The sequence below is a fragment of the Candidatus Aminicenantes bacterium genome, from assembly GCA_011049425.1.
Lineage (GTDB): Bacteria > Acidobacteriota > Aminicenantia > UBA2199 > UBA2199 > UBA876.
This window is the reverse complement of the sequence record DSBM01000063.1, coordinates 1-12,749: the sequence shown is the minus strand read 5'-3', so window position 1 is coordinate 12,749 and position 12,749 is coordinate 1. Positions and strand designations below refer to the sequence as shown.

General features: G+C 55.2%; 12 protein-coding genes. 10 read left to right on the top strand and 2 right to left on the bottom strand.

Translation table 11 applies throughout. The annotated features are described in order from the left end of the window. From rpoN to ENN40_04560, 8 genes are all read left to right on the top strand, one after another. Complete coding sequence (gene rpoN / locus ENN40_04595) at positions 1-1,404, top strand: RNA polymerase sigma-54 factor (protein ID HDP94624.1); 1,404 nt, start codon at positions 1-3, stop codon at positions 1,402-1,404. Position 1,405: 1 nt separating this feature from the next. Then, positions 1,406-1,948 carry a hypothetical protein gene (locus ENN40_04590; protein HDP94623.1) on the top strand — a complete coding sequence of 181 codons (543 nt, stop codon included), beginning with the start codon at positions 1,406-1,408 and terminating at the stop codon, positions 1,946-1,948. Positions 1,949-1,953: 5 nt separating this feature from the next. Next, the gene (locus tag ENN40_04585; protein ID HDP94622.1) at positions 1,954-2,421 is read left to right on the top strand and encodes a PTS sugar transporter subunit IIA; all 468 of its coding nucleotides are present in this window, start codon (positions 1,954-1,956) and stop codon (positions 2,419-2,421) included. Then, positions 2,414-3,349, top strand: coding sequence for an HPr(Ser) kinase/phosphatase (gene hprK / locus ENN40_04580; protein ID HDP94621.1), 936 nt, complete (start codon positions 2,414-2,416; stop codon positions 3,347-3,349). The genes ENN40_04585 and hprK overlap by 8 nt, the downstream gene beginning before the upstream one ends. Further along, a complete protein-coding gene (locus ENN40_04575) occupies positions 3,330-3,770 on the top strand; it encodes a hypothetical protein (protein HDP94620.1) in 441 nt (146 codons plus the stop codon). Before hprK ends, ENN40_04575 begins: the two co-directional genes overlap by 20 nt. Then, the gene (locus ENN40_04570) at positions 3,751-4,020 is read left to right on the top strand and encodes an HPr family phosphocarrier protein (GenBank protein ID HDP94619.1); all 270 of its coding nucleotides are present in this window, start codon (positions 3,751-3,753) and stop codon (positions 4,018-4,020) included. The genes ENN40_04575 and ENN40_04570 overlap by 20 nt, the downstream gene beginning before the upstream one ends. Further along, on the top strand, positions 4,002-5,795 hold the full coding sequence (ptsP, locus tag ENN40_04565) for a phosphoenolpyruvate--protein phosphotransferase (protein ID HDP94618.1): 1,794 nt from the start codon (positions 4,002-4,004) through the stop codon (positions 5,793-5,795). Before ENN40_04570 ends, ptsP begins: the two co-directional genes overlap by 19 nt. Positions 5,796-6,057: 262 nt before the next feature. Further along, positions 6,058-7,728 carry a hypothetical protein gene (locus tag ENN40_04560; GenBank protein HDP94617.1) on the top strand — a complete coding sequence of 557 codons (1,671 nt, stop codon included), beginning with the start codon at positions 6,058-6,060 and terminating at the stop codon, positions 7,726-7,728. Here the strand turns inward: ENN40_04560 and feoB are convergent. Both feoB and ENN40_04550 read right to left on the bottom strand, forming a co-directional pair. Continuing rightward, positions 7,720-9,639 (bottom strand): ferrous iron transport protein B, encoded by a 1,920-nt coding sequence (feoB, locus tag ENN40_04555; protein HDP94616.1) that lies wholly within the window; start codon positions 9,637-9,639, stop codon positions 7,720-7,722. The genes ENN40_04560 and feoB overlap by 9 nt on opposite strands. Next, a complete protein-coding gene (locus ENN40_04550; protein ID HDP94615.1) occupies positions 9,636-9,872 on the bottom strand; it encodes a ferrous iron transport protein A in 237 nt (78 codons plus the stop codon). The genes feoB and ENN40_04550 overlap by 4 nt, the downstream gene beginning before the upstream one ends. Positions 9,873-10,106: 234 nt before the next feature. On the opposite strand from ENN40_04550, the gene ENN40_04545 reads away from it, so the two are divergent. Both ENN40_04545 and ENN40_04540 read left to right on the top strand, forming a co-directional pair. Next, the gene (locus tag ENN40_04545; GenBank protein HDP94614.1) at positions 10,107-11,744 is read left to right on the top strand and encodes a peptidase; all 1,638 of its coding nucleotides are present in this window, start codon (positions 10,107-10,109) and stop codon (positions 11,742-11,744) included. A 335-nt stretch (positions 11,745-12,079) separates the two neighbouring features. Beyond that, positions 12,080-12,749 (top strand): tetratricopeptide repeat protein (locus ENN40_04540; GenBank protein HDP94613.1); only part of this gene is annotated, 670 nt, incomplete at its 3' end.

Genomic DNA, 12,749 nt, shown 5'->3' with positions numbered 1-12,749 from the left:
ATGAGTACGCGACTTCATCTAAAACAGACCACCAGCCTTGTCCTCAACCCCGTGGTCCACACTTTTCTGGAACTCCTCCCCCTGAATCGACTCGAATTCATGGATCGCATCCAGAATGAAGTGGATTCGAATCCCATGCTGGAAGTTGAGGATCCTTTCTCCAAAGACGCCGAGACTTCCGCAAGAGACGACGAAACCAACCTCCTGGAGCAGAAATTAAATAAAGCCGACGATTCTTTTGTCTCTCATTACGAGGAAAACGGGTTCCTTAAACCGGACCCGGACCGCATTGATAAAAACCGCGCCATCGAGCTTTTCAGCGCTGAGAAAGAAGACCTTGCCGATCACCTCATGGGGCAGGCCAGAACCGAATTTTCATTGGAAGAATTGCGCATCGCCCGTCACATCATCTTTAACCTGAACAGTGACGGCTATCTCGACTTGCTGATCGAATCCGCCGCAAGTGCGCTAAACACCACACCTGAAGCCATTGAAGAGATCCGCCGCCGCATTACCGGCTTTGACCCCCAGGGATCGGCTGCCAGGTCGCTGAGTGAATGCCTGCTGGCCCAGGTTCCGGAAAACCCGGACAACACGAAACTGCGTCGGTTGATCCACTCTCACCTGGACGACCTTGCCCGTTCTAGGTATGAAGAGATCATGAAACAACTCGAGGTGGACCGAAAAGAATTGAACCGCTTGATTGAACGCCTGCGCCGGCTGAATCCCCGGCCGGCTTCCCGCTTTGAACATGATGACATTGAATACGCCGAAGTGGACCTCTTGTTGATCAAAGACGAACACGGATACCAGGTTCGCTATATCGAAGAGGGTATGCCCCGGCTACTCATCTCTTCCTATTACCAGGAAATGCTGGAAAAACCACTGGACCGGAAAACCCGTTCCTATTTAAAGGACCGTCAACGCAATGCCACTCTGTTTATCGACGGCCTGGAACTGCGCAAAAAAATGATTGTGCGCATCGCCGAATTCCTGGTGACACAGCAGAAAGATTTTCTGGATTTCGGCCCCAAATGGAAAAAACCACTGACCATGAAGGAAGTGGCCCAAGCGCTCAATTACAATGAATCCACCATTTCCCGGGCGGTAAAAAACAAGTTCATGGCCTCGGATCGCGGCCTGATTTCCCTGCGCAGTTTTTTTTCTTATGGAATCAAAGGCGAATTCGGTTTTAAACACTCGGTTGAAACGGTCCGGGAAAAGATTCAGCGCATCATCGAATCCGAACCCCATGCCCATCCGCTATCCGACCAATTGATTGCAGAACAGTTGAACCGCCTGGGCATCCATATTTCGCGCAGAACCGTTCGCAATTACCGCGAGGAGTTGAATTTGTCGAACTCCTCAAAGCGGCGTGAAGAATACAAGTTAAAAGGAGAATAACATGAGCATTACTTTTACGGCCAAGAACACCAAAATTCCCGGACCCGTGAAAGCATACGTCGAAAAGAGCCTCGCCCGCGTCGAACGCATCAGCGGTGACATCATGGAGGCTGACATCATTGTTTATGGGGAAAAATTGGGCTATCGCGCCGAGTTGAGCGTAAAGACCAAGAACTTCTCCTATCATATCGATGATCAGGACCCCATCCTGAAGCAGGCTTTGCGCAATACCATCAATACATTCAAAGCCCAGGCCAAAAAAAATAAGGAAAAAATCAAGGAAGAAAAAAAGCGGGCCAGGCGCTCTGACAATGTGATCACCGCGGAAAACACACCCCCGGATGCGCAAAGCGAATCACTACCCGAAGCCATCACCGTTTCCCGCAATTTCTCGCCCAAACCGCTGTCACTGGAGGAGGCCGCGTTCTTCCTGCGTGAAAGCAAGGATACCGCCTATCTCTTTATCAATGCGGATACAAACAACGTTGCCGTTCTGTATCGCAACCGTGAAAACAAGCTCTCGATTATTGAAGCAAACCAGTAGGAAACGTGAAACTGACCAGCATTCTAAAACCCGATTGTATCAAGGTCGATTGTCGCGCCGACAGCCGGGAAGCGTTACTGACGGAGATGGTTTCTGAACTGGCAGGTATGGGACTGGTGGCTGAAGACCAGCGTGTGATCCGCAAACTGCTGGAACGTGAAAGCATGGGTTCCACAGCGATCGGCAATCACGCCGCGGTTCCCCATACCAAAGTACACGGCTTGCCGGCCCCCATCGTCTTTATCGCCATATCCCGCAAAGGCATTCATTACAGTGAAGCAGACAAAGAGCGGGTCCACCTCGCCGTTCTTATCCTCTCACCCACCGAGTCGCCGATTGTCCACCTCCAGATCCTGGCAGCCGCCGCGTCACTGATCAAGCACTCCAGGAACCTGATCCGCGACATCCTGAACGCCGACACCCGCGAGGCGGTCGTGCAGATTATCCGCCGCAACGAAAACCAAAATGATTAAAAAAACCGGGATTGAGATCAAGGAAATCGCCATTCACAAGGATCTGGACATTCGCCAGAGCCACAACGACCGCTGGCTGGACAACCTGACACGTCATCCCCGCCCCCAGCGGCCGGGCCTGGCCCTGGCCGGATACCACCGCTACTTAAACAAATTGCGCATCCAGATATTCGGCAAAACCGAAGTCGGCTTCATCCAGCAACTGGATGCGCCTGAACAGGAAAAACGCCTGCGGCAATTTTTCGCCGCCCGCATTCCCGGCCTGATCGTCTCTGAAGGTCAGACCTGCTCAAAGGAACTGGTGGATGCAGCCAAACGCTACCATACACCGGTAATGGTTTCGGGTTTGAAAACCTCGGTATTGGTTTCAAGGCTTTCTTCTTTCCTGTACCGCCATTTCTCCCAGAAAATACGCATTAACGGTGTTCTTCTGGATGTCAAAGGCGTGGGCACGCTGCTGACGGGTGATTCCGGCATCGGCAAGAGTGAATCCGCACTCGAGTTGGTTAACAAGGGCCATCAACTGGTGTCCGATGACCTGATCGAATTCTATCTGGATCCCTATGACCAGCCGGTGGGAAGATCCATTGAAAAAATCAAGCAATGGATCGAAGTCCGGGGCCTGGGAATTATCAACATCGTCGATATTTTCGGCATCGGCGCCTTACTGCAGGAAAAAAAACTGGACCTGGTCATTCGACTCGAAAAGTGGAGTCATCGCAAAAAATACGACCGCCTGGGAGAGGGCCGCCTGACTTTCAACATCCTGGGCAAAGAAATGCCCATGTTCGTGATTCCGGTGGCCCCGGGACGCAACGTATCCACCCTCGTTGAAGTTGCGGTCAAATACTTCATGTCCCGCAAAAACGGCAGCAAGTCGTTTATTGAATACCTGGACGAGAAACAAGATGAGCAACAAAACCTGTAAAACCATCCGCAGCCTGTTGATCACCCACGGTCAACTGGGGCAGGAACTAAAGGCAGTTGCGGAAAAGATTCTGGAACGCGATTCGGATATCGAGACGATCACCATTACCTGGGGAGAAGACGGCAGCCGCATCCTGAACAAGATTGAAACTTTTATGCGGCATCATTCCGGTGGACCCCTCATCATTTTCACCGACATGTTCGGGGGTTCTCCATCCAACGTCTGTTTCCCTTATATCAGCCCGGATGTTGAAGTCATCACCGGGATCAACCTGCCGGGACTGCTGAAATTCCTGACATATCGCGAAAAAGATATCCCCTTCAAGGAACTGGTTTGCATAATCCGCAAAGGCGCAATCGACGGCATCAACGTTATGGGTGAATACCTAGGAGAAAAATCTCATGGTCGAAGCAAAGGTTGAAATATCAAACAAGCTGGGGCTCCATGCCCGCGCGGCCGCCAAACTTTCCCACTTGGCCAACAGTTTCCACTCCGATATATTTCTGGTCTACAACAGTGACCGAGTCAACGCCAAGAGCCTTCTCGGCATCCTCACCCTGGCGGCATCCGTGGGCACCACCATCACCATTTCCGCTTCCGGCAAAGACGAGAAAGAGGCCGTAACCACCCTCGCCGACCTGTTCCAGCGTAAATTCGACGAGGAAAACTAAATGCTGAGCCCGAGGCCGCGTTGAAACTGAAAGGAAAATCCGTTTCCCCCGGCATCGCGGAGGCTGAAGCCCTCGTGTACAACCCGGGGAACCACATCGTTTCCCGGCGTTCCATCAGCGCAAAAGAATGCGATGCCGAGTTGCGGCGTCTGCAACGCTCGATTCAGGCCACCCGCAAGCAACTCAAGGCCATTGCCGGCAATCTCAAAGAAGCCATGGGGAACGATTCCGCCTTGATTATCGGCACCCAATCACAATTGCTCGATGAAGGCAACCTGGTGGCTGAAATCGAAAAAACCATCCGCTCCGATCGGGTCAATGTCGAGTGGGCGTTGACCCGGATTGAAGACAAGTACACCAGGATTTTCCGCGGTATTCAAGACCCCACTTTCCGCGAGCGCGTAAACGATATCTCGGATCTGCTGCAACGCCTGCAACGCAACCTGAAGCGCAACAAGGATAAACCCACCCCCACGCCAGGCAATGTGATCCTGGTCGCCCGCGATATCGCCCCGTCGGAAGCGGCCTACCTGATGTCCCGGGGCAACCTGAGGGGGCTGGTCTTGACGGAGGGGGGGGAAACCTCCCATACGGTGATTCTGGCGCGCACCCTGGAGATCCCCGCGGTAATGAATGTCGAGCGGGCACATACACGAATCCGTTCCGGCGACGCCCTGATTGTGGATGGCTTGTCCGGAGAAGTGCTCATCAACCCGGACATGCGCACACGCCAGACCTATCACGTCAAGCAGGAGAAATACGCCAGCTATCTGGAGCGCAGCCGTCAGGTGCTGACCCTGCCCGACCGCACCCTGGATGGGCGGGAATTCACCCTTTCCGCCAATATCGAGCTTCCCATGGAAGTGGACCTGCTCCAATCATACGGCTCAGTGGGCATCGGTTTGTTTCGCACGGAATTTCTGCTTACTGATCCCGGAGTCGCCCGTTCTGAAGAAGATCAATTTCAGATCTACCGCAACCTGGCAAGGCGTGTTTATCCCAAGCCCCTGATTCTGCGCACTTTTGACGTGGGCAGAGACAAGCAGTACGGAACATTTTCGCAACGCCCCGAACCCAATCCGGCCCTGGGCACCATGGCGGTACGCCTTTTCCTGAAAGACCCGGCCTTTTTCCGCATTCAGATCAAAGCCGCCTTGAGGGCAAATGAAAGCGGCAATCTGCGCATGCTTTTCCCCATGGTAACCGAGATCGAAGAGATCCACTCCATTCGCCGCATCGTGGATGAATGTCGAGAAGAACTGGTGAAGGAGGGCAGAACCAACCTGCGGAAAACTTCCCTGGGCATCATGATTGAGATCCCGGGAACGGTTCACCTGATCCCTCACCTCGAAAACGCCGTGGACTTCCTTTCCGTGGGAACCAACGACCTGATCCAGTACCTGTTGGCGGTGGATCGCAACAACCCCTCGGTTTCCCACTTGTACAACCCCTTCCACCCCGCAGTGATCCGCAGCCTCATGCAAATCAGTGCGTCCGCCGCCGCCATCAACAAAGAAATCAATGTGTGCGGGGAGTTGGCCGGCCAGGGGTTTACCGCGCTCATGCTTCTGGGAATGGGATATACCCACTTCTCGATGAACCCGGTTTCCATTATTGAAATCAAGCGGCTTTTCACCCACATCCACTACAAATTCATCCTCCGGGTCGCTCGCAAGCTCACCGCTTTCTCTTCCCGCTCCGACGCCGAAGAGTACTTTATTGAGCAGGTGGTGGGAAGATATCCCAACCTGTTTACCCAGCAATCGTTGTTTTAGACTCACAGACCTTTCCAACTTTCCAACTTTCCCATTTCTTCTTAACCACTTCTTCACGAATCTTGTGGAAAACTAGCTCCCGGGGGAGTGATAATCCAAGTCCCTTCATGCTATTCTTGATTTGCACAATATTCGATTCCCGGAATGACCTATATACTATGCTTTTCGGGGAGATGCCCTGTTATCACCTGTTTTGAATAGTTGCTTGACAGCCCGCAAATCCCGTGCCAGAATTCGATTATTCCACAACCGGAGGACCTCTATGCCCCCCAAATCTTTTTATCTGATACCGGCGCTGTTTGTTTTATTATCAACCCTCCAGCCGGCAAACCTTGCAGTGCATTTCCAGACCGTTGCAGAGTCCAGCGAGTATTCCCGCACTTCCAGCCACGCGGAAGTCATGAGCCTGGTGGCGCGCCTGCAGGCATCCTCTTCACGGGTCCGTGTAATCCACATGGCCACGTCAACGGAAGGCCGCACTATTCCCATGGTCGTGGTCAGCCGTGACGGCATCGCATCTCCCGCGGCCATGCGCCTGGACAATCGTTCCTGTGTATTGATCAACGCCAACATCCATGCCGGCGAAGTCGAGGGCAAAACCGCCTCGCTCATGCTGATCCGCGAACTGGCGCTTTCCCCCTCCGCGGATTTGCTGGAACAACAGGTCCTGTTGATTGTCCCCGATTTCAATCCCGACGGCAATGACCGCTTCGGTCTCAACCGCGGAGACAACGGCCCCGAACTGGCGGGAATACGGGCAAACGCACAGAACCTGGATTTGAACCGTGATTTTCTGAAAATGGAAAGCCCGGAAATGCAGGGATTGATTCAAGTGCTCCGCCACTGGGATCCGGTATTGTTCGTGGATCTGCACACCACGAACGGCTCGTACCATCGTGAACCGGTTACCTATACTACATTGTCCAATCCAAACAGCGATCCGACCCTGCGTGAATATATGTGGAAAACGATGTTTCCTGCAGTTCAGAAAACCCTGAAAGAAAAGTTCGGTTTCGATAGCGTTCCCTACGGCAATTTCCGTAACCGCGCCAAACCGGAAGAGGGCTGGGCCAACCACGCTTTCGGAGCACTCTATTCCACCAACTACGTGGGACTGCGCAACCGCTTTACCATTCTGGATGAAAACTACTCCCATGCCGATTTCCGCACCCGGGTGCTGTCCTGCCACGCGTTCCTGCGCGCGGTCATTGCGTACACCGCACAACACCTGCCCACGATGCGGCGCCTGACGGCCGAAGCGGACCAGCGCACATTCAACGCGTTTCCAGGATCAGACTTTGTCCTGGATTACGAAGTGATCCCGCTGCTGGATTTTGTCTTGAAAAGTTATCGCTTCAAAATCACCCCCATTCCCCCGGAAGAGAAAAGCAAATACCCGCCCTGGTACGGGGATTCGATCGTACGCCCCACGGACGAGCACCGGGACTACCCACTCAAATACTTTGCCGACACGCGGGCGACCCGCACCCGCGACCTGCCCCTTGCCTACCTGCTGGAGCCGGCATTCAGGCACAGCGCCGAATTGCTCCGGAGCCATGGCCTGGTGGTTGAAAAAACGGATCATGAGATCGAGATGGATGTCGAGGTGTTTTCGCTGAGCCGGGTGGAATTAAAGCCCAACCTTTTCCAAGGTCATGTGCCGATTCGCGTTGAAGGCGAATACAAAACCGCAACGCGCAGGATCCCCGCCGGAACCTGGTGGATATCATTAAGCCAGCCCCTCGCCCGCCTGGTACCCGAACTTCTCGAACCCGACGCCGCGCACGGTTTGCTGCAATGGGGACATTTCAACCGCGTGATTCAACGCCAATGGTCGAACCGGCCCGGGAGCTATCCGGTCATGCGCGTGAAAAAGATTCCGGCCGGACTCAGCCGCACCGTGACACGGGCAAATCCCCCGCCATTACCATAACACCCGCACCAGCTGGGCGGCCAGGGTGGCCACGACCAGGCTGAGCGCGGCCGAACCCCAGGCGATACGCGCGCCGAACTCTTTCCACATCACCACGAAGGTTGAAAAGCAGGGAAAGTAGAAAGTCACGAAAACCACGAAAACCATCACCTGCTCCGGGGTCAGGGGCAAGGTCGACAGGGTCGCGGCGCCCAGGGCCACCGTAGCCATGATCAAAACCAGTTCCTTGCGGAAAAACGCAAAAACCAGCACCGCTCCCAGCGCAGCCGGGAGACCCAGCACCGACTGCAGGAACGGCGCCAGGAAAGCATTGACCGCGCGATCGATTTTCGCCAGCTCCAGCCAGGACATGCCGATGCTGCCGGCAACCAGGAAAGGTACGGCCACAAACAGAAATTCGCGGATCATGGTCCAGGTTTTGCGCAACGATACCACCGCGGACGGTACGCGCAGATCCGGGATCTCCAGTATCAGGCCCGTGGGCTTGCCCAAAAAAAGCGTCATCAACTTGCCGCTGGCGCCGATCACCACCGCCACCAGCAGGTAGGCGAAAACCGCTCCCAGCGGGCCGGCGAACGCCGCGGTCAAAGCGAAAATCACCGCCGTGCGCGCGGAACAGGGAATAAAGGGAATCAGAATGGCCGTGAGCGTGCGGTCGCGGCGATTCTCTATGATGCGGGTGGCATACACCGCGGGAACCGAGCACCCCATGCCCATGATAAACGGCGCCACGGATTTGCCGTGCAGACCGATGCGGTGCATGACCCCGTCCAGAAGAAAGGCCATTCGTGCCAGGTACCCGGTGTCCATGAACAGGGCGGTAAGGAAACTCAACGGCAGAAAGTAAGGCAGAACGATGCCCAAAGCGCCGGCAAAACCTTGATAGGCCCCATTCACGGTGTGCCACCAGAAGGGAGCCGCGTTCCGCAACCCCGCGTAAAGAGGCGGAATGCGCTCCAGCAGCGGCTCCATCAATCCGCTCAGCAGATTCCCCACCTGAAAGATCACCACAAAAAAAAGCACCAGGTAGAGCAGCATGAAGAATTGCCCGGCAACGGGATGCAACAGAAAACGGTCCAGGCGCTCGCGCAGGGATCGGCTGCGCCTGTCCACGAAATGAGAAATCTCTTCGGTGAGCTTCATGGCCAGGTGATGGCGCTCGTATGACACGGCTTCGTAGGGCTCGATATGATGCGAATCCCTGATTATCCGGTGCAACTGTTTGGCGTAACGGTTCAGGCCCCGCATGACCGTATCGGGAAGGAAATCGGTGTTTTCCAGCAGCTTGATGGCGTAAAAGCGGGCTGAACCCCGCAGCGGGGGACGAATCCGGGGCCGGATGCGCGCTTCCAGGTCCCGCACCAGTTCTTCTATGTGCGACGTATAAAGCAGGCGGCGGGGCGGATCACACTCCCCCACCAGGCAACGGTAGGAGGTTTCCACCAAACGGACGACTCCCTTGCCGTACAAAGCCGAAGTGGGTCTTACCTTGATGCCCAGGCGTTCTTCCAGTTTTTCCGGGTAAATCTGCAATCCCTTGCGCCCGGCTTCGTCCCACATGTTCAGGGCAATCACCATGGGAATGCCTAATTCGGCCAGTTCCACGGTAAGTTCCAGGCTGCGCGACAACAGCGAGGCATCCACCACGTTGACGATTAAATCCACCTCTTGTTCCATCAGGAAACGCAAGGTAACGTTTTCCGCTTCATCACCGGGATTAAGCGAATAGATTCCCGGCAGGTCCACCACGTGGAATACCCGCCCGCGCGCCACCATGTCGCTACGGCTGATTTCAACCGAAGTGCCGGAAAAATTTGACGCCATGACCTTGCGGTCGGACAAAACATTGAAGAGCGTACTTTTGCCTGAGTTCGGCTGTCCCACCAGGGCGATGGTGAACGCCTTCTTCATGGGGTAACGATGATTTTCTGGGCCAGGCCCCTGCCGATGGCAATGCGGGTGGCGTTCTGGGTGACGTTGCGCACCAGAACGGGCCCCCAGTTGGCGGACTTGTATTTCATCAGGCGATCACCCGGATGAATGCCCATGGAGATCAGGCGGCGACGGGGATGGGGTCCGGCCAGGATATCCACCACGGTTAATTCCCGGTCAACAGGCGCACACAAAAGATCTATTTGAGACATGAATATTTCCTGAGAACAGGTTATTGTACCCTTCGCCCCCACCCAAGTCAAGAAAAACGGCTCCCGAGTCGCGGTAAAGACGCAGACTAAAAGCGATTGATCACCTTGATGCCGGTCCATTCAAAATGATCCATCCTCACCAGGCAACTTTCGACCGATTGCCGGCACCTTTGACTTCTCGCATCAATCCCGTTACAGTGAAGAGACAACAAACCGTTTCCAACAGGAGAGATCATGAAAATCATGGTTGCGTTGATTACGCTTTTTTTGGCCGTGGGACCAGCCGTTCTGGACGCCTGCACCCTGATCGCGGCCGGCAAAAAAGCCACAATAGACGGATCGGTACTGGTTTCACATACGGATACCGGAGCGGACTCGCGGATTTTCCGGGTCCCGGCCCAAACCTTCAAGCCCGGCGCCATGGCCCCGGTGTACCTGGACATCCAGGACGCCTCCCTGCCCCTGGGTGACAACGGCCGCATCCTGGGCTACGTCCCCCAGGTGGAACAAACCTATGCCTACTTTCATTCCGCCTATTCCCACATCAACGAGCACCAACTGGCCATCGGCGAAAGCACCACCTCCATGCGCCCGGAACTGGCCGTCACCCACGAAACCGGCAAACAGATCATGACCATTGAGCAGGCCATGATCTTTGCGCTGCAACGGCACAAAAACGCGCGTGAAGCCACCGCGTTTATCGGAAGCCTGTGTACTGAATACGGGTTTCTGCCGTCCAGCGGCGCGGACGGCGCCGAAGCCCTGGTCATTGCCGACCCTAATGAAGCCTGGGTGTTCGAAGTGTTTTCCGTGGGCCCGGGCTGGACACCTGAAAGCGGCGGACCCGGCGCCATCTGGGCCGCCCGGCGCCTGCCCGACGACCAGGCGATCATCATACCCAACTGGAGCACCATCAAACAGATCCACATCGACAACCCGGCCGAGTTCATGGCTTCCGCCAACTACAAGCAGGAGGCGATCGAGCGCGGATGGTACGATCCGGCATCCGGCCTGCCCTTTATCTGGCAGGACGCCTACGCGCCGCCGCCGCTGGAATGGGCCACCAGCCGCTACTGGTCTTTCTTCCACGTTTTCGCCCCCGATGCCGTCAACCTGCCTGAGCGCATGCTTGAAAAGGACCCCCATAAAGGCCTGAACCAGTACTACCAGGTAGTGGAACCCCTGGCCCTCTACCCCTTCTCCGCAAAACCGGAAAAACCCCTTGCCCCCCAAGACATCATGGCGTTCCAGCGATCGGTGCACGAGGGATCCATCTACGACATGAGCGAAGACCCGGCCTGGTACGTTCTGGACGGCAAGGGCGGGTTCAAAAAGAGCCCCCTGGCCACGCCATTCCCCGGAAACGAACTGCGCCGCCTGTTGCGCATCACCAATCGCAGGCCGGTGGCGCGGCACCGGGGTCATTACGGTATGGTGGCGCAATTGCGAAGCTGGCTGCCCGCGGCCATCGGCGGCATCTACTACGTTTACCTGGACAACCCCTATTTTTCCCCCTACGTCCCCATCTATGCGGGCAACCTTTCCGTGGATCCCACCTACCACACTTACAACCCGCAGAAGTATGAACAGAAGTCCGCGCGCTGGGCCATCGACTTCGTGGACAACCTGGCACGCCTGCAGTTCCAGGATGCCATCAAGGACGTGCGCGCCCGCCGCGATCCCTTTGAGGAAAAGATGTTCGTGGACATGGCGGCAATCGAACAGAAAGCCGCGGCCATGTACAAAAAGAATCCACGAAAGGCCCGCAGACTCTTAACCGATTTCTCAAACCGGCAGATGCGTGAAGTCACGCATATGTTTACTGAACTGCGTGACGAACTGATCGTGAAGTATACGAACAACAGGGAATAAGAAAAGTTGAAAAGTTGGAGAAAAGAAGCTTGCAGGAGACAGGTGGCAGGGAGGCAGGAGGAAACAGGCCAGCGGCTGGGGGCGAGAGGCAGGTGGCACAGGTGCAAGGTCGGTTCGCGAACCGACCTGTAGAGCGTAGAAAAATGCAATCATCACAGAGCCCACCGGCTTTCTCATCACCCGCACGAAAAATTCCCATCACAGGGATGTGAGTTAAAAATATTTTAAAGAACCTGAGTGCTTCACACATCGTAGAAGGGATATGACCAGGCTGCGTCAAATACCGCCGGTTTAGACGGAATTTTATAAATCGACAATTGCATCGGAGAGGAAAAATGAATCGCATCGCCAGAGTCTTAATCGTTGTCATGCTGTTGTTCGGTGCCGCCGGACTTTTTGGAAATGAAGTGAATCAGGCAATCAGCCGGGCCGAAGAACTGGAAAAATCCGGCAAAATAAAGGAAGCGGTGACCCTGCTGGAAACGGCCCTTCAGAAATTTCCGCAAAATGTTGAGCTCTGTTCCACCCTGGGGTTTTTCAAGGGCATGCAGGCGGGCAAAGCCGAGGATTTCATGGAAGCGGGACAACTGGTCAACGAGGCCTTTACATTGCTGAACAAATCCGTGGAAACGGCGCCGGACGCTCCCCTGCCCCGCTTTTACCGTGGCATCCTGGGCGTAAACACGCCCCCTTTCCTGGGCAAGCTGGAACAGGCGGTAAAGGACCTTGAACACCTGCAAACCCTGACCGCGAAATCCGCCGGCGACGAATCTGCGGGATTGCGTTCCACCGGCCTGCTTTACCTTGGCCGTGGATATGAAAAGCAAAACCAATTGTCCAAAGCCTTAAAAGCTTACCAGAAAGCCATTGGCGCAACCACCGCGCCGCAGGCAAAACAGCAACTGGAGAGCGTCATCAATGCGGTAAAACAGAAAATCGCCGACCGCGATAAGGCGGCCCGGAAAACCGTGGAAGGTTCCGCCCCGGCCGCTGAAACCACTGACC